General features: G+C 67.9%; 17 protein-coding genes and 1 tRNA gene. 10 read left to right on the forward strand and 8 right to left on the reverse strand.

Annotation, left to right across the window (positions count from 1 at the left end; translation table 11 throughout):
- Nucleotides 1-114 precede the first annotated feature (114 nt).
- Nucleotides 115-948 carry an SDR family NAD(P)-dependent oxidoreductase gene (locus tag G5B40_RS18550; protein WP_165101854.1) on the forward strand — a complete coding sequence of 278 codons (834 nt, stop codon included), beginning with the start codon at nt 115-117 and terminating at the stop codon, nt 946-948.
- Here the strand turns inward: G5B40_RS18550 and G5B40_RS18555 are convergent.
- The 6 genes from G5B40_RS18555 to G5B40_RS18580 form a co-directional block, all read right to left on the reverse strand.
- The gene (locus G5B40_RS18555; protein ID WP_165101856.1) at nt 941-1,582 is read right to left on the reverse strand and encodes an isochorismatase family protein; all 642 of its coding nucleotides are present in this window, start codon (nt 1,580-1,582) and stop codon (nt 941-943) included. The two genes, G5B40_RS18550 and G5B40_RS18555, sit on opposite strands and share 8 nt — an antisense overlap.
- Before the next feature lie 87 nt (nt 1,583-1,669).
- A complete protein-coding gene (locus G5B40_RS18560) occupies nt 1,670-2,974 on the reverse strand; it encodes a TRAP transporter large permease (protein WP_246209629.1) in 1,305 nt (434 codons plus the stop codon).
- Nucleotides 2,971-3,444, reverse strand: a complete 474-nt coding sequence (locus tag G5B40_RS18565) for a TRAP transporter small permease (RefSeq protein WP_165101859.1) — start codon at nt 3,442-3,444, stop codon at nt 2,971-2,973. The genes G5B40_RS18560 and G5B40_RS18565 overlap by 4 nt, the downstream gene beginning before the upstream one ends.
- A gap of 52 nt (nt 3,445-3,496) precedes the next feature.
- Nucleotides 3,497-4,510: a TRAP transporter substrate-binding protein gene (locus G5B40_RS18570; protein WP_165101862.1), complete on the reverse strand. Its 1,014-nt coding sequence runs from the start codon at nt 4,508-4,510 to the stop codon at nt 3,497-3,499.
- Between the two features lie 51 nt (nt 4,511-4,561).
- Complete coding sequence (locus G5B40_RS18575) at nt 4,562-5,875, reverse strand: phenylacetate--CoA ligase family protein (RefSeq protein ID WP_165101865.1); 1,314 nt, start codon at nt 5,873-5,875, stop codon at nt 4,562-4,564.
- On the reverse strand, nt 5,872-6,663 hold the full coding sequence (locus G5B40_RS18580) for a citryl-CoA lyase (RefSeq protein WP_165101867.1): 792 nt from the start codon (nt 6,661-6,663) through the stop codon (nt 5,872-5,874). The genes G5B40_RS18575 and G5B40_RS18580 overlap by 4 nt, the downstream gene beginning before the upstream one ends.
- 174 nt (nt 6,664-6,837) lie before the next feature.
- Here G5B40_RS18580 and G5B40_RS18585 point away from each other — a divergent pair, with 174 nt between their 5' ends.
- From G5B40_RS18585 to G5B40_RS18595, 3 genes are all read left to right on the forward strand, one after another.
- A complete protein-coding gene (locus G5B40_RS18585; protein WP_165101869.1) occupies nt 6,838-7,521 on the forward strand; it encodes a GntR family transcriptional regulator in 684 nt (227 codons plus the stop codon).
- Between the two features lie 129 nt (nt 7,522-7,650).
- Complete coding sequence (locus tag G5B40_RS18590) at nt 7,651-8,373, forward strand: alpha/beta hydrolase family protein (protein WP_165101871.1); 723 nt, start codon at nt 7,651-7,653, stop codon at nt 8,371-8,373.
- A gap of 1 nt (nt 8,374) precedes the next feature.
- Nucleotides 8,375-8,662: a glycoside hydrolase family 15 protein gene (locus G5B40_RS18595; RefSeq protein ID WP_165101873.1), complete on the forward strand. Its 288-nt coding sequence runs from the start codon at nt 8,375-8,377 to the stop codon at nt 8,660-8,662.
- 731 nt (nt 8,663-9,393) lie between these two features.
- On the opposite strand, the gene G5B40_RS18600 is transcribed toward G5B40_RS18595, so the two are convergent.
- Nucleotides 9,394-9,468: transfer RNA gene (locus G5B40_RS18600), tRNA-Thr, on the reverse strand.
- 287 nt (nt 9,469-9,755) lie between these two features.
- Here G5B40_RS18600 and G5B40_RS18605 point away from each other — a divergent pair.
- The 6 genes from G5B40_RS18605 to G5B40_RS18630 all read left to right on the forward strand — a co-directional run bounded on the left by G5B40_RS18605 (nt 9,756) and on the right by G5B40_RS18630 (nt 14,047).
- Nucleotides 9,756-9,944, forward strand: coding sequence for a hypothetical protein (locus G5B40_RS18605; protein ID WP_165093525.1), 189 nt, complete (start codon nt 9,756-9,758; stop codon nt 9,942-9,944).
- Between the two features lie 39 nt (nt 9,945-9,983).
- Complete coding sequence (murA, locus tag G5B40_RS18610) at nt 9,984-11,249, forward strand: UDP-N-acetylglucosamine 1-carboxyvinyltransferase (protein WP_165101875.1); 1,266 nt, start codon at nt 9,984-9,986, stop codon at nt 11,247-11,249.
- A gap of 3 nt (nt 11,250-11,252) precedes the next feature.
- Nucleotides 11,253-11,723, forward strand: a complete 471-nt coding sequence (locus tag G5B40_RS18615) for a DUF2948 family protein (RefSeq protein ID WP_165101878.1) — start codon at nt 11,253-11,255, stop codon at nt 11,721-11,723.
- Between the two features lie 72 nt (nt 11,724-11,795).
- Nucleotides 11,796-13,097, forward strand: coding sequence for a histidinol dehydrogenase (hisD, locus tag G5B40_RS18620; protein WP_165101881.1), 1,302 nt, complete (start codon nt 11,796-11,798; stop codon nt 13,095-13,097).
- A gap of 4 nt (nt 13,098-13,101) precedes the next feature.
- Entirely contained in the window at nt 13,102-13,584 is a 483-nt protein-coding gene (locus G5B40_RS18625) for a UPF0262 family protein (RefSeq protein WP_165101884.1), read from the forward strand.
- A 64-nt stretch (nt 13,585-13,648) separates the two neighbouring features.
- Entirely contained in the window at nt 13,649-14,047 is a 399-nt protein-coding gene (locus G5B40_RS18630) for an arsenate-mycothiol transferase ArsC (RefSeq protein ID WP_425500094.1), read from the forward strand.
- Between the two features lie 30 nt (nt 14,048-14,077).
- On the opposite strand, the gene G5B40_RS18635 is transcribed toward G5B40_RS18630, so the two are convergent.
- Nucleotides 14,078-15,265: a M20 aminoacylase family protein gene (locus tag G5B40_RS18635; protein WP_165101890.1), complete on the reverse strand. Its 1,188-nt coding sequence runs from the start codon at nt 15,263-15,265 to the stop codon at nt 14,078-14,080.
- Nucleotides 15,266-15,544: the final 279 nt, after the last annotated feature.

The raw sequence follows: 15,544 nt of genomic DNA on the forward strand, positions 1-15,544 counted from the left end.
TTCCGCTCGATTGCGAAGGTATCGGCGGCCCGGCTCCGGTCAAGGGTATTTGTCTGGACAAATCCGCGCGAAATTCCAGAATACGCCGATGCGCGCGACAGAGGCGGAAACGAGATGAACGACGCTTCCCTCAACGGCCGGGCCGTTCTGGTCACCGGCGGAACCCGCGGCCTCGGGCGCGTGATGGCCCGCGCGCTGGCGGGGGCCGGCGCGCGCGTCGCGATCACCGGCGTTTCGGACTCCGCCCGGCTTCGCCGCGCTGCGGGCGAACTCTCTGCGGCGGGCGCCGGCGACAGTCTGGCCATCGCGGCCGACGCCGCGGACCCCGATCAGGCCGCGATGGCGGTGGAGCGGACGAACGCCGCCTTCGGCCGAATCGACGTACTGGTGAATAACGCCGGGCTTGGAATGCGGCTGGTTTCGGAGAGGTTCAACCTTGAACCGGCGAAGTTCTGGACCGCGCCGCCCGCGTCCTGGGCGCGGATCGTCGGCGCGAATGTCAACGGCCCGTTCTTCACCGCTCGCGCGGCGGCGCCGCTGATGATCGCTCAGGGCTTCGGCAAGATCGTCAATATCTCGACCTCGGCGCAGACGATGGTGCGGACCGGCTATTCGCCCTACGGGCCCAGCAAGGCGTTCCTCGAAGCGGCGAGCCGCGCCTGGGCGGCCGACCTCGCGGGCGCCGGCGTCGACGTCAATGTCCTGCTGCCCGGCGGCGCGACCGACACTGACCTGTTGCCGCCTTCGCCGAAAAAGCGCGGCGCGGACGGCAACCTACTGGATCCGCGGATCATGCGGGCGCCGATCCTCTGGCTCGCCTCTGACGCCTCGAACGGCGTCACCGGCGGGCGCTTCATCGCGCGGCTCTGGCCCGACGCGCCGCCCTATCCCGGCGCGGCGCGAGACGCCGCGCCAGCCGATGAAGCCGCGCCGCCGCGGATCATGTAGCGGCGCACGTCTCCATATAAGCGCTCGCCTCTCCGGTGGTGACGAGATCGGCGTATTTCGCGCTCATGTCGAAGAGATTGGCCTCATGCGGGCCGGGTTCGCGGTCGCCGCACGCCTCTTTCGCGATCAGGGTCACGAAACCGGACGAGATGCTGTCGATACAGGTCGCGCGGACGCAGCCGGAGGTGGTGAGGCCGCCGATGATGAGGGTGTCGACCTTCATGAACTGGAGCGTCGCGGCGAGCGACGTGCCGAAAAACGCGCTTGGGTATTGCTTGGTGATCATCAGGTCGCCCGGCCCGACGCTCAGCCCTTCGACCAGCCTTTGCGTGTCTTTCCCGGCTTCGAGATAGGCGAGCGCCGGCACCTTCGCGTAGAACGCGCCGCCATCCGCGCCGCCGGGCTGGTATTTCACCTCGGTGAAAATGACCGGCGCGCCGGCCGCGCGGGCGGCGGCGGCCAGCTGAATCGCATGGCCGAGCGCCGCGCGGCATCCCTCGCCGCCGAAAAGCGGCGAACTCTCCTCGAAATAGGCGCGCGCGAAATCGACCAGGACCACCGCCGGACGGGCGCCCCAGCGCTGACGCGCGTGATATCCGGCCCGCGCGTAATTCTCTTCCAGGGTCTCGTTCATGAAGGCGCCTCCGTCAGATCGCCCGCGCAGTATGGGTCAAGCTCCGGCCTTCGCAAGGTCGCTGCGCGCCCGCGCTGCGCAGCGAGGTTACATGAGCAGCGCCGGCAGGGCGAGCGAAAGGGCGGGGATGGAGATCAACAGCGCGACCCGCACGAGGTCGGCGGCGAGATAGGGCAGGACGCCGCTCGCGACCGTCTCGAACTTCAGATCGTCCGAACTCGCGGCGATCACGAATAGATTCATGCCGAGCGGCGGGGTGATAAGCCCGATCTCCACCACGGAGACGACCAGAACGCCGAACCAGATCGGGTCATAGCCGAGCGAGGTGACGAGCGGAAAGACGATCGGCAGCGTGATGAGCATCATCGACAGGCTGTCGAGGAAACAGCCGAGCACGATGTAGATCGCGACGATCAGGATGATCACGCCGATCGGCGGCAGGCCGAGGGTTTCGATCCAGTCGACGAGAATCCGCGGCAGGCCGGATGTCTCGATGAAATACTGGAGCACCGACGTGCCGATCAGGATCATGAAGAGCATGCCGGTCGTGCCCGCTGTCTCGATCAGCGCCTCGCGGAAGATGGCCTTCGTGAGGGCGCCGCGAAAACCGGCGAGCGCAACGGCGCCGAAGGCGCCGACGCCGGCGGCTTCGGTCGGCGAGAAGAAGCCGAGATAGATGCCGCCCATGACGACGCCGAACAGGCCGAGCACCGGCCACATCTCGCGGACGGCGCGCGCCATCTCGCGCCCGGAGGCGCGCGGCACATCCGGCGCGCGCACCGGTTTCAGCCGGACGATCAGCCAGGTCGTCAGGATATAGAGGACGGCGGCGAGGATTCCCGGAATCAGCCCGGCGAGGAACATCCGGCCGATGGATTGCTCGGTCAGCAGGGCGTAGATCACCATGATGATCGACGGCGGAATGAGGATGCCGAGCGTGCCGCCGGCGGCGAGCGCGCCTGAGGTCAGCCGCCGGTCATAGCCGATCCGCGTCATTTCCGGCATCGCCACGCGCGACATGGTCGCCGCCGTCGCGAGGCTGGAGCCGCAGACCGAACCGAAGATCGCGCAAGCGCCGATGGTCGCCGAGGCGAGGCCGCCGCGCCAGTGCCCGATCAGAGAATGGAGCGAAGAATAGAGCGCCGAGGAGAGGCCCGCGCGCGAGGCGAAGGCCCCCATCATCACGAAAAGCGGGATCACCGAGAGCGCGTAGCCCGAAGTCGTGGTGAAGGGCTGTGAGCCGAGGACGAAGCCGAGGCTGAACCAGCCGTTGAGGATGACGCCGCCGACGATACCGACGACGCCCATGGCGATGGCGACCGGCACGCGGATCGCGATCAGCCCGAGCAGCGCGACGATGCCGAGAAGCCCGACGACGGGCGCGGATATCATTCGCCGTCTCCGGGCTCGCCGGCGAGGGCGCGCCCGATCAGCCAGAGATTGACAAGCGCGGCGATGGCGAGGCCGGCGACCAGCGGGATCCAGTAGAGCACCATCGGGATGCCGATCGACTGGCTGCGATCGCCATAGCCGTATTCGGTCAGCATCTGCATCGCCCCGAACCATGCCGCGCCGGCGAGAAAGAGAAAGCCCAGCACCGCCGCGAATACGCCGAGACGGCGCTGCGTCGCCGCCGACATCCGCAAGGTGAAGACGTCGATCGAGACGTGTTCGCCATGCGTGAAGCCGAACGGAATCGCGAGCAAAGCGCCGAACATGGTGCAGAGGGTCACGATGTCGGTCAGCCCGTGGACGGTGTTGCCGCTGAACGTGCGCAGCACGATGTCGGCCACCGTCAGCACGACGGCGACCAGGAACGCCATCGTGCCAAGCAGCGCGAGGCCGGTCGTGAATTGCTTCATGTCACGGTCCTTCGGGCGAAGCGCGGGCGGCGCGCGCCGCCCGCGTTGCGGTTCACTGGCAGGTTTCCACCGCCTCGAGCATCTTGGCGTAGAGCGCGTGCGCGTCCTCCGCCGGCATGTCCGCGTTCTCGGCGAGGTAGTTGTCGATCACCGGCTGCAACCGCTCCCGCCAGGTCTCGCGCTCCTCGTCCGACATCGGAATGATCTCGTTGCCGTTCGCCTTCGCCGCGTCGATGGCTTCCTGGTCGGTTTCCTTCCACCAGCGCCCCCAGTTCGAGAAGACCTTGGCGCTCGCGTCATCGACCACTTTCTTCAGGTCGTCGGGAAGCGAGTCGTAGCGCCGCTGGTTCATCAGCGTGTACATCGCGACCGGGTTGATGCCGGCGTCGATATGATAGTGCAGCACCTCCCAGAGCTTGAAGGCGCCGACCGGACCCCAGGGCATGATGTTGCCGTCGATCACGCCGCGCTCCACGCTCTCGTAGATCTCCGTCGGCGGCATGCCGACCGGGGTCGCGCCGATTTCCTCCAGCATGGCGGTGATCGCCGGGGTGGGCGTGCGGATCCGCATACCCTTCAGCCCGTCGAGCGAGTCCACCTTGGTCTTGGTGTGCGCGCCGCTCGGCTGCGTCACCGTGAGCGAGAGGATATGCGTGTCAGGGAAGTCAGGTTGCAGTTCGTCCGCCATCGCCGTTATCGCGCAGGTTCCGACTTCCGAATCCGGCACGGTGAACGGCAATTCGATCAGGACGGAGCGCGGATGGCGCCCGCGCGGGATCGCCGGGATGCCGACCGCGAAGTCGACGACGCCGGCGCGAACCTGGTCGAACTGCTTGGTGGCGTCGCCGAGCGCGGAGCCGGCTGAATAGAAGGTGATCTCGATCCGCCCGTCGGATTTCTCGGCGATCTCCTCCGCCCATGGTTCAAGCGCGAGCTTCTGCACGAAATGGGTCGATGGGAACATCGACGACATCTTCAGGTCGAATTCCGCCGCCCCGGCCGCGCCCGCGGCCCCCCAGGCGGCCGCGACGGCGACCGCGCCGGCGATACCAGTAAGCTTGTTCATTGGTCTCTCTCCCTTGGTTATGTCAGTTTCAGTCGAATTTCACGCGCCGGATCATTCGGCGTCGGACCAGTCCACCAGTTTCGACTTGTAGTCGGAGCGCGGCAGCGTACCCGCCGGCGCGAGGGTGATTTCCGTGGTCACCACGAGCGTGTCGCGGACGCGTTTCCTGATCTCCTCCGCGAGGCCCGACGTGATCTCCACGCCTTCCGCGACCTCGACCGTGACCGGCAGCGGCGGCGCCTGTCTCGGGCCTTTCGCCCTGGGTTTCACCGCGAGCACGCCCGTCACCTTTGGCGCGAAGAGCCCGACCACCTCCCGCAGCGCGGAGGGGAAGAGGTTCACGCCGCGGACGATCAGCATGTCGTCGGTCCGGCCGATGCAGCGGACGCGCGGCGCGCTCCGCCCGCATGGGCAATCTCCGACGGAGACCCGCACATGGTCCCGGCTCCGGAAGCGCAGCAGCGGTGCGGCGCGGTGGCGCAGATGCGTGTAGACGAGTTCGCCTTCGGCGCCGTCCTCCAGCGGAACGGGAGCGAGCGTCTGCGGGTCGATCAGCTCGAAATGGACGATGCCGCCGCCGGAGAAATGCATCCCGGTCTGCGCCTCGCATTCACCCCAGAGCGACACCGAAATGTCGCCGATGCCCATCGCTTCGGTCATCTTCGCGCCCCATGCCGCCTCGATCTGCGCGCGGAGCGCGGGCTCGCCGCCGCCGGGCTCGCCTGCGACCAGAAGCCGGCGCACGGATGATCCCTTCGTGTCGATCCCGCGCGCCGCGGCCCATTCCGCGAGATGGAGCGCGTAGGAGGGCGTCAGCGCCAGAGTATCCGGTTTCAGAAGCTCAACCGCCGCCATCAGCCGCTCGGTGTTCCCGGAGCCGACCGGGATGTGGCAAAGGCCGAGCTTCGCGAACGCTTCGAGCGCCGCGCCGGCGGCGAACGGGCCGGCGTTGTAGGTCGAGACGATGCGGTCGCCCTTCTTCACCCCGGTCGCGCCATAGGAGCGCGAGGATATCTCGATCCAGTTGTCGAGGTCGGACTGCGTGAGCGGAATGTAGCTCGGCGCGCCCGTCGTCCCCGAAGTGGAGAACACGCGCACCACGTCCGTCATGGGCGCGGCGAGATGCGCGCCGACCGGGCGCTCGGGCGTCCGCGTCTTGCGGAGGTCGTCCTTTTCGGAGAGCGGAAGCTCCGCGATCCCGTCGATCCCGCCGACGCTCCTGGCGTCCGAAAAGCCCGACTTCGTCAGAAGGTCGCGATAGAAGGCGGAATGCGCGAAGAGATATTCGATCTGGGCGCGATAGAGCGCGTCGTCGCCATCGGCGCGGAACACGCCGCCCGCGGCCACTTCCCCGGCCGCGCTCATTCGCCGGTCTCGGGTTTGTAGCTGATCGCCTCTTCCGCGACGCCGGCCATGAAAAATCCGATCGGCTTCTCCTGCTCCTCGGCGATATGGGCGAGTAGGCTGGCCGTGCGCGCTAGGATCGGGATCGCCTTCAGCATCGCCGATGGAAAGCCGAGGTCGAGGAGCACGGCGGCGATCGCCATCGAGACGTTCATCGGCAACGGTCGGCCCCAGATTTCCGGAACCAGCCGCTCCGCGGCGCGCGCGAGCGCGACGTGGCCGCCCTTCACCCCCTTCGCCTCCGCCAGCGACAGAATTCGCTGCGCGCGGGGGTCGATCGGCTTGTGCAGCGGATGGCCGAAGCCGGGGGCGGGGCCGCGCGCCGCCCTGATCGCCTCCAGCTCGGCTTTCAGCGCCGCCACCGTGTCGCCGCCGTCAGCGGCTGCGCGGTTCCGCGCGGAAGTCAGAAGGTCGCCGCAGGACTGCGCCGTGCCGAGGACGACCGTGCCGCACCCGAGAATGCCGGCGGCGACGGCCCCCTGGATCGAAGAGGGGTCGGCCGCGAGCGTCATACGCGCCGCCTGGTTCGTCGGCACCAGTCCGTGTTCCGCGATGGAGACGAGCAGAAGATCGAGAAAGTAGCGCTGCTCTTCGGTCGGCTCGTGACCGGTGACGAGCAGGTAGAAATATTCGGTGAACCCCACCCTGCCCATCAGATCCGAGCAGAGATCGCGCCCGCGAACAGTCAGGCTCGCGGCGTCCGCGGTGCTGATGGCGGTGACCGTTTCGCCGGTTTTTCCGATCATCATGATCGCATCTCCTCCATTTATTGGCCGACACGATTGTCGGACAAAATTGTCGTTGTCAAGCGGTCTGGCCGCCGGTATCGTCAGCCCATGCCGCGATCCAGCTCAACCGGGACAGATGCGACGACGCTCGGTGCGCGCCGGGCGGAACCGCGCGGCGAGCGCGGCGATTCGGTCGTGGAATATCTGCGCGAGGGCGTGTTTCGCGGGCGTTACGCCCCCGGACAGCGATTGGTGGAGGCGGATCTGACGGCCGAGCTTGGCGTCAGTCGCAGTCTGCTCCGCGAAGCGTTCCATCGTCTCGCCGCGGAGGGGACGATCGAACTCGTGCCGAACCGCGGCGCGCTGGTGCGGCGGATGTCGCTGACCGACGCCACCGAGCTTTTCGATATCCGCATGGAGCTGGAGGCGCTGGCGGCGCGGCGCGCCGCGCGGAACGCCGCCGACAGGTCTGTGCGCCGCACTTTTCTGGCTGACACCGCGTTCATATACGATGACATGGCGCGCCTGTCCGCTTCCGCCTACATCATGGAGAATCAGCGCTTTCATGGCGCGATGTTTGTCGCCGCGGACAATCGGCAGCTGATCGAACTCAACATGCGATTGCAGCTTTCGCTGATCATGGCGCAGATCAGCAGCGCGATCACGCCGGACGTGATCGCGACGTCGCTCGCCGAGCACCGCGCGATCGCCGAGGCGATCGCGGCGGTCGACGAGGAGGCCGCCGATGCGGCGATCCGCGCCCACCTTGCGCGGGCGAAGGACATGATCGTTGCGATGCCTGCCGAAGCCTTCAGGCGCGATCCAAACGAACTCGCGTCGCTCCCCCGCGCGGAGGCGACAAGGAAGCCGGAGGCCTGATTCGCACCTGCGGCGCGGACCCTTTCACGATCGCTGTTGACGCGGATCGGGGGCTGGCGTCATCTCGGGAGGCGACGCGCGCGAGGCTCCGCCGGGGGCGCCCGGCGTTCTGGAGAGGAGAGGCCGGCGATGGCGACCGAACCTCTGGTCGCGTCTTCACCCGATCGTGGCGCCGGGGCGCTCCGGCGTCGGCTGCGCGGGCCCGCATCGGCGCGACGCATCGCTGTCCTTCTGCATGGCCGGGACGGGTCCGCCGACTCGGACCATATGCGGTTGCTCGCGGACGCCTATATCGGGAGAGGGTGGAGCGTTCTGGCGCCCGATCTCGCGCATTCGCGCGCGACGCCGGGCTCGGGCGATCCGGAGCGCTTCTCGATGACAGGGCACGTTCGCGACGCCCGCGCCGCGATCGGGTGGGTGCAAGCGCGGGGTCCCGAGCGCCTCGCACTCGCCGGGCATAGCATCGGCGCCTACGCCGCCGCGGAGCTGGCGGAGGAGGCGCAGGTCGATCATCTCATCGCTGTCTCGCCGGTGCTCTCCGGCGCAGCCTTGCTCGCTGCGCGGCGGGCGATGGGGCCGGATGCCGTTGCGGCGCTGGCGCGCGAGGCGCCGGAGATGCGCCGGGAGATGGAGGCGCTCGACGCGGCGCCGGCGCTGGCGCGCTGCTTGGCGCCCGTGGCGGTGATGACAGGGGCGCGGGATGCGCTGACGCCGCCGTGCGACGCGCTGGCCTGGTTTCGCGCGGCCCGCGTTCCGCGGTTCTTTTCCGTCCTGCCGGGCGAGTCGCATTGCCCGACCGGCCCCGTCTATCGCCGCGCCATCGAGGCCGCGCTCGACGCGCTCGAAGCCTGACATGGCCGGCGCGCCGGGCGACTGGATCGAGGAGCGCGCCGCAGGAGCGATCCGGTCGCTCCGCCGCGCGGTCTCCGCCACCGGAAGGGCGCGGCGGCGCGCCTCCTTCGGTTGGAGCGTGACGCCCGCGCCGGGCTCGGTGCTCGCCTCGCCGCGCTTCGGCGCCTGGGACCCGGAGCCGGATTATTTCCACCACTGGGTGAGGGACGCCGCCGTCACGATACGGGCGCTGTCCGCGATCGTCGCGCGCTCCGAGGCCGAAGACGCGGCGTTGTGGAGCGCTGTATAGGGCGCCGGTAAATCCAGCCACGGAGGCGTCGGCATTTTCCCGGCGCGGGCGGCGTAAAACCCCGCCAGGTGGAAGTCTCGGAATCGGTGAAGCGGTTTCGAGGCGATGATGCGGCAAACCGATGACGGCCTGTTGGTCCAAAGGCTGCCGCAAGCCCTATGCCTACTACCTCTGTGACACGCGCGGCTGTCCGTCGAAGCGCAAGTCGATTCCGCGCGCGAAGATCGAGGACGGCCTTGCGGACATCCTGAGAAGCCTACAGCGCAAGCGGCAGCTTTTCGAGCTGGCGCGGGCCATGTTCAAGGACGCTTGGAACATGCGGCTCGTTGAGGCTCAGAACGCCAAAGAGGCGGTATCTAAGCAACTCAGAGGCGTGGAGAAGCAAATTGAGAACCTGCTCGACTGGATTTTCGACGCGACAACGCCGAGCGTTGTGACGGCTTACGAGAGCCGGATCGCCAAGCTGGAGCGGGAGAAGATACTTCTCGCGGAAAAAGCGGAGCGGATCGTGCCGCCGAAGGGAAGGTTCGAAGAATTTATCGAACTATCCCTCGAATTTTTGGCAAGGCCCTGGAATATCTATGAAAATGGCAACTTGGCACTCAAGCAAACGGTGCTCAGACTAGCGTTTTCGGAGCCCCTGCGATACTCGCGGGAAAACGGTTATAGAACTACAGAAACCGCCTTTCCCTTCAAGGTGTTAGCAGGATTCAACAACCTCAAAGGCGAGATGGTGCTGCGAGAGAGGATTGAACTCTCGACCTCTCCCTTACCAAGGGAGTGCTCTACCACTGAGCTACCGCAGCCTGCGCGGGGCGCCTTTTGAGCGAATCCGGAGTGGAATGCAAGAGCCTCGACTATGCGATCGGGGATGAAGGCAGCGGCGATCCGCCTCACGGCGCATGTCGTGACGCGCTCCTCCTCATGGCGTTCGCCCGCCGCGCCGGGCCCGGGCGGGGCGCCGCGAGACGCGTTTGCGGACCCGCCCTCTTCCCGGGGCGGGGCGGAGGCCGGGAGAATGCGCCGGCGCAGGACGGATGACGCGGGGCGCTCGCCGCTGGACGGGCGCGCGAGCGGCGGATAAAGACGCGCGATGGCCGGCAAGAGGGATGAAGAGAAACAGGCGGAGCGCGCTGGGCGGCTCGCCGCCGCGCTGCGGCGGAATCTCCGGCGCCGGAAGGCTCAGGCGAAGCGCCGTGAGGATCTCTCCGGTCTCGATCCGAATCGCACGGACACGCCCCTCAATCGCCTTGATTGGGCGAAAGACCGCAGCGACGACTGACCGGGCCGGCCGGGCGGCGAAACAGGGGGGCGAGCGAAGATGGACAGGATCGTAGTGAGAGGCGGCGCGCCGCTGCAGGGTCGCATTCCGATCGGCGGCGCGAAGAACGCCTGTCTCGCCCTGATGCCGGCGGCGCTTCTGTCCGAAGAGCCGCTGACGCTAACCAACGCGCCGCGGCTCGCCGACATTCGCACGATGACCGCGCTTCTCACCTCGCTCGGGTGCGAGGTGGCGGCGTTGCAGGGGGGAAGAGTCCTGGCGCTCGGCGCGGCCTCGATCGCCAGCCATGTGGCGCACTACGATATCGTGCGGAAGATGCGCGCGTCGATCCTGGTGCTCGGGCCGCTTCTGGCGCGTGAAGGGCGCGCGGTCGTATCGCTCCCCGGCGGGTGCGCGATCGGGGCGCGGCCGGTCGATCTCCATCTGAGCGGACTGGAGGCGATGGGCGCGGAGATGACGCTCCGCGACGGCTATGTCCACGCCGAGGCGAAGGGCGGTCTGAAGGGCGCGCGCTTCGCCTTTCCGTTCGTCTCCGTCGGCGCGACGGAGAACCTGATGATGGCGGCCGTCCTCGCCAAGGGAACGACGGTGCTGGAGAATGCGGCCCGCGAGCCCGAAATCGTCGATCTCGCGCGCTGTCTTCGCGCGATGGGCGCGGAGATCGAGGGTGAGGGAACGGCGACGATCACCATCGAGGGGGTCGATCGCCTGCACGGTGCGACGCACCGGGTGGTCGCGGACCGGATCGAGCTCGGAACCTACATGATCGCCCCCGCCATCGCCGGCGGCGACGTGTTGCTGGAGGGCGGGCGCCGCGACCTTGTCGCCGCCTTCGCCGACCGGCTGGAGGCGGCCGATATCGAGGTGGCCGAGGAGACTGACGGGCTCCGGGTGCGGCGCCGCAACGGCGTGGTGCTGCCGGTCGATGTCTCGACCGCGCCATTTCCCGGTTTTCCGACCGATCTTCAGGCGCAGATCATGACGCTCCTGACGCTGGCCGAAGGGGAGAGCCGAATCGAGGAGACGATCTTCGAGAACCGCTTCATGCATGTTCCGGAGCTGTCCCGAATGGGCGCCAGTATCGAGATAGACGGCGGCGTCGCGCTGGTGCGAGGCGTCGAGCGCCTGAAGGGCGCGCCGGTGATGGCTTCGGATCTGCGCGCCTCCGCGTCTCTTGTGCTCGCCGGGCTTGCGGCGGAAGGTGAAACCGTGGTCAGCCGGGTCTATCATCTGGACCGGGGCTACGAGCGGGTGGAGGAGAAGCTTTCCGCCTGTGGCGCGCGAATAGAAAGAGTGAGCGAATAGATCATGGGGCGTGACGCGACATTCGGCGATGGCGGCGAGGCGCCGCTGCGTCTCCGGGCGGAGAGCGCGGAGGATCTTGCGGTGATTTCCGCGCTGGCGCAGGACGCGGTCGGCAAGGTCGCGAATGTTCACTATGCGCCGCGCCGGCGGCGGTTCTCCGTGCTGGTCTATCGATTCCGCTGGGAGGATCGCGACCGCGCCGAGCGCGAGAAACGCGCCTACGAGCGGGTGGCGGCGGCGCTGACCTTCGATGACGTGCTGCGCGCCCGCGCCGCCGGCCTCGACCCGCGCGAAAAGAGCGCCGTCTTCAACATCCTCGGCATCGATTTCCAGCCGGGTGAGGAGTGCGGCGGCATGATCACCCTGACCTGCTCGGGCGGCGCGGCGGTGCAGATGCAGGTCGAATGCGTGAATGTCGCCCTTGTGGACCTCACCCGCCCCTGGGCGGCCGGCGGCCAGCCGCAGCATTTCTAGGCGCGGCGTCCCGTTGAACTCCGGCGCCGCTGCGCATAAACCCCCGGGATCGACCGAGGGAAAACCAACTCCATGCCGTTTCGCCTTTCGCATGACGAGCCGGATTTCGAGGGCCGCTTCGGCGCGTTCCTGGACACGGCGCGCGCGGCGGACGCCGATGTCGACGAGGCCGCCGCCGGAATCATCGCCGATGTAAGGGCGCGGGGCCTTGCGGCCGTACTCGACCTCACCCGCCGTTTCGACCGTTTCGGCGCCGACGAAAACACGCTGCGGATTTCCGAAGCGGAGATCGACGCCGCCATCGCCGGGATTGGCGCGCCGGAGCGCGAAGCGCTGGAGCTCGCCGCCGGGCGCATCCGCGCCTATCATACCCGCCAAGCGCCCGCTGACGCGCTCTGGACCGATGAGGCCGGCGCGACGCTCGGCTGGCGCTGGCGCCCGGTGGAGAGCGCCGGGCTCTATGTGCCGGGCGGGCTGGCGAGTTATCCCTCCTCCGTGCTGATGAACGCGATCCCGGCGCGGGTCGCAGGTGTTTCCCGGCTGGTCGTCGCGGCGCCGACGCCGGACGGGCGCGCGAACCCGCTCGTCCTTCTCGCCGCGCGGCTGGCCGGAGTGGACGAGATCTGGCGTGTCGGCGGCGCGCAGGCGATCGCCGCGCTCGCCTACGGGGCCGGGCCGATCCGGCCGGTGGACAAGATCACCGGTCCGGGCAACGCCTGGGTCGCGGCTGCGAAACGGCGGGTCTTCGGTCATGTCGGCATCGACATGATCGCCGGGCCGTCGGAAATACTGGTCATCGCGGATCGCGACAACGATCCGGACTGGGTCGCGCTCGATCTGTTGAGCCAGGCCGAACATGACGAAAGCGCGCAGGCGATCCTGGTCACCGACGATCCCGGCTTCGCCGACGCCGTCGCCGCGGCCGTGGAGCGGCGGCTGGAGACGTTGGCGCGCCGGACGATCGCGGGGGCGAGCTGGCGCGCGCATGGCGCGCTGATTGTCGCGCGCGACCTCGATCATGCGGTGGAGCTCGCCAACCGGGTCGCGCCCGAGCATCTGGAGATCTGCGCCGCCGATGCGGAGGGATTGGCCGAGAGAATCCGCCACGCCGGGGCGATCTTCCTCGGCGCGCATACGCCTGAAGCCATCGGCGATTATGTCGGCGGCCCCAATCACGTGCTGCCGACCGCGCGCTCGGCGCGGTTCTCCTCGGGCCTTTCGGTGCTCGACTTCATGAAGCGGACGACGCTGGCGCGCATGAGTCCCGGCGCGCTCCGGGCGATCGGCCCGGCGGCGGAGGTTCTGGCCCGGGCCGAGGGGCTGGAGGCGCACGGGCTTTCGGTGCGCAGCCGCCTCGATGCGATGAATGAGTGAAGCGATGGACACCGCTCTCCCGCCCGACCGCCTGATCGACATCAAGCTCGACGCCGCCGGACTCGCCGCGCCGACGCCGGAGGTGGAGCAGGAGCGGAAGGTCGCGATGTTCGATCTGCTGGAAGAGAACGTGTTCGCGTTACCCGGCCGCGCCGCCGGCCCCTACCGGCTCAACCTCGCGATGCGTGAGCGCCGGCTGGTCTTCGAAGTCAGGACGGAGGCGGACGAAGCGGCGGCGGAGTTCCACCTCTCGCTCTCGCCATTCCGGCAGATCATCAAGGACTATTTCCAGATCTGCGAAAGTTATTTCGACGCCGTGAAGCGCCTGCCGCCGAGCCAGATCGAGGCGATCGACATGGGCCGCCGCGGCATCCACAACGAGGGCGCGCGGGTGCTGAAGGAGCGTCTCGAAGGCAAGGTGGAGACCGATGACCAGACCGCCCGTCGGCTGTTCACGCTGATCTGCGTCCTGCAATTCCGGGGCTGAAGTGGCCGGCCATATTCCCGGCTCGGTCCTTTTCTGTTGCGATCACAACGCCGTTCGCTCACCGATGGCGGAGGGGTTGGCGAAACAGCTTCTCGGCTCTTCGGTCTATATCCAGTCGGCGGGCGTCAAGAGCGAGATGGAGGTGGATGGGTTCGCGGTGGAGGTCTGCCGCGAGATCGGCGTCGACCTGACCCGCCACCGCGTGAAGAGTTTCGAAGATTTCGAGGATTGGGGCGAGGATATCGAAAGCTACGATCTGATCATCGCGCTGTCGCCCGCCGCGCAGCGCCGCGCGCAGGAATACACCCGCCACCACGCGCTGGACGTCGAATACTGGCCGACGCTGGATCCGACCGGCCTTGCGGAAGGGCGCGAGGCGAAGCTCGCCGCATACCGTCAGACGCGGGACCAGCTACGCGACCGGATCCATGAGCGTTTCGGCGCGGCGTCCGAGGATTCCTGACCGGCGCGCCGTCGCGACGGCGTCCTGCGCTCAGGACGCGGATTCACCCTGCTCGCGCGAGAGCCGCCTTTCCACGAGGTTCGCGAAATAGGAGGCGCCGATCGGCAGGATATCGTCGTTGAAGTCGTAGCGCGGGTGATGGAGGCCGAAATCGTCATCGCTCTTTCCGCCGCCGATATAGAGGAAGGCGCCCGGTTTCACGGCCAGCATCTCGCTGAAGTCCTCGCCGCCGGTGACCGGTTTTTCGTTCCGGCGCACGTTCTCGACTCCCAGCACATCCGCGGCCGCCTCCGCCGCCATCTCCGCCTCCGCCGGCGTGTTGATGGTCGGCGAGACGGACCGCCGGTATTCGAGATCGATCTCGACGCCATAGGCCTTGGCGAGGCCGTCGCAGATCTCCCGCACCCGCGCCTCGATCCGGTCGCGGACGCCGGGGTCGAGACTGCGGATCGTCGCCGCGATTCTCGCACGCTGAGGCGCGACGTTGATCGCGGTGCCGGCGTGGAACTGCGTGACGTTGATCACCGCAGGCTCCAGCGGGCTGATCGACTTGGTCGCGACATGCTGGAGCGCAGTGTGCAACTGCACGCCAACCGAGATCGGGTCGTTCCCTTCATGCGGGCGGGCGCCGTGCGCGCCCTTGCCGGTGATCGTCACGATCATCGCGTCCACCGCGGCCAGCATCGGCCCGGCATGCACTGAGGCGACCCCCACCGGCAGTTTGGGCGTGTTGTGGATCGCGAAGACCTCGTCGCAGGGGAATTTCTCGAACAACCCGTCTTCGATCATGCGCTTCGCGCCGCCGCCGGCCTCCTCCGCCGGCTGGAAGATGAAATGAACGGCGCCGTTGAAATTCCGCGTCTCCGCCAGGTAGCGCGCGGCGCCGAGCAGCATGGTCGTGTGTCCGTCATGCCCGCAGGCGTGCATCTTGCCCGGAATCGTGGAGCGATGCGGGGTGTCCGCCTCCTCCTGCATCGGCAGTGCGTCCATGTCGGCGCGAAGCCCGAGCGAGCCCGTGCCGTTTCCGGCGCGCAGCACGCCGACGACGCCGGTGCCGCCCAGACCGCGATGAACCTCCAGCCCCCAGGATTCGAGGCGCTCCGCGACGAGGTCCGATGTCCGGGTCTCCTCGAAGGCCGTCTCGGGATGGGCGTGGAAGTCTCGCCGCCAGGCGGTGAGTTCCTCGTGACGCGCGGCGATGGCGGGCTGAACCGGCATGAAAACCTCCTGGACGGATTCGCGGGAATTCGAAACGATCATCGGATCGATGCCAGCGTTTCACCATGCGATGCAATAGCTTGGAGTCCGACGAATCTGTGAGGCGTGCGCGAGGGACGTCTGGCGTTCGGACGGCTCGGTCAAAGGCTGATGATCCGCGCCGGCGAACTGGGCGACTGGTGTTGACTTCTGCGCGACGCGCCGTTGTGTTCCTGTCTAGCGGCTGGCGCGCGCTTGCGCCGGGAATCTTCCCGATCTGCTCGTCAGCGGCGCAGCGAC

It is taken from the genome of Pikeienuella piscinae (assembly GCF_011044155.1).
In the GTDB taxonomy this organism is placed as follows: domain Bacteria; phylum Pseudomonadota; class Alphaproteobacteria; order Rhodobacterales; family Rhodobacteraceae; genus Pikeienuella; species Pikeienuella piscinae.

Excerpts from the sequence above, each read along its gene's own strand:
- G5B40_RS18550 (WP_165101854.1), top strand. The coding sequence starts at position 115 with ATGAACGACGCTTCCCTCAACGGCCGGGCCGTTCTGGTCACCGGCGGA.
- G5B40_RS18555 (WP_165101856.1), bottom strand. The coding sequence starts at position 1,582 with ATGAACGAGACCCTGGAAGAGAATTACGCGCGGGCCGGATATCACGCG.
- G5B40_RS18560 (WP_246209629.1), bottom strand. The coding sequence starts at position 2,974 with ATGATATCCGCGCCCGTCGTCGGGCTTCTCGGCATCGTCGCGCTGCTC.
- G5B40_RS18565 (WP_165101859.1), bottom strand. The coding sequence starts at position 3,444 with ATGAAGCAATTCACGACCGGCCTCGCGCTGCTTGGCACGATGGCGTTC.
- G5B40_RS18570 (WP_165101862.1), bottom strand. The coding sequence starts at position 4,510 with ATGAACAAGCTTACTGGTATCGCCGGCGCGGTCGCCGTCGCGGCCGCC.
- G5B40_RS18575 (WP_165101865.1), bottom strand. The coding sequence starts at position 5,875 with ATGAGCGCGGCCGGGGAAGTGGCCGCGGGCGGCGTGTTCCGCGCCGAT.
- G5B40_RS18580 (WP_165101867.1), bottom strand. The coding sequence starts at position 6,663 with ATGATGATCGGAAAAACCGGCGAAACGGTCACCGCCATCAGCACCGCG.
- G5B40_RS18590 (WP_165101871.1), top strand. The coding sequence starts at position 7,651 with ATGGCGACCGAACCTCTGGTCGCGTCTTCACCCGATCGTGGCGCCGGG.
- G5B40_RS18595 (WP_165101873.1), top strand. The coding sequence starts at position 8,375 with ATGGCCGGCGCGCCGGGCGACTGGATCGAGGAGCGCGCCGCAGGAGCG.
- G5B40_RS18605 (WP_165093525.1), top strand. The coding sequence starts at position 9,756 with ATGGCCGGCAAGAGGGATGAAGAGAAACAGGCGGAGCGCGCTGGGCGG.
- murA (WP_165101875.1), top strand. The coding sequence starts at position 9,984 with ATGGACAGGATCGTAGTGAGAGGCGGCGCGCCGCTGCAGGGTCGCATT.
- G5B40_RS18615 (WP_165101878.1), top strand. The coding sequence starts at position 11,253 with ATGGGGCGTGACGCGACATTCGGCGATGGCGGCGAGGCGCCGCTGCGT.
- hisD (WP_165101881.1), top strand. The coding sequence starts at position 11,796 with ATGCCGTTTCGCCTTTCGCATGACGAGCCGGATTTCGAGGGCCGCTTC.
- G5B40_RS18625 (WP_165101884.1), top strand. The coding sequence starts at position 13,102 with ATGGACACCGCTCTCCCGCCCGACCGCCTGATCGACATCAAGCTCGAC.
- G5B40_RS18630 (WP_425500094.1), top strand. The coding sequence starts at position 13,649 with ATGGCGGAGGGGTTGGCGAAACAGCTTCTCGGCTCTTCGGTCTATATC.
- G5B40_RS18635 (WP_165101890.1), bottom strand. The coding sequence starts at position 15,265 with ATGCCGGTTCAGCCCGCCATCGCCGCGCGTCACGAGGAACTCACCGCC.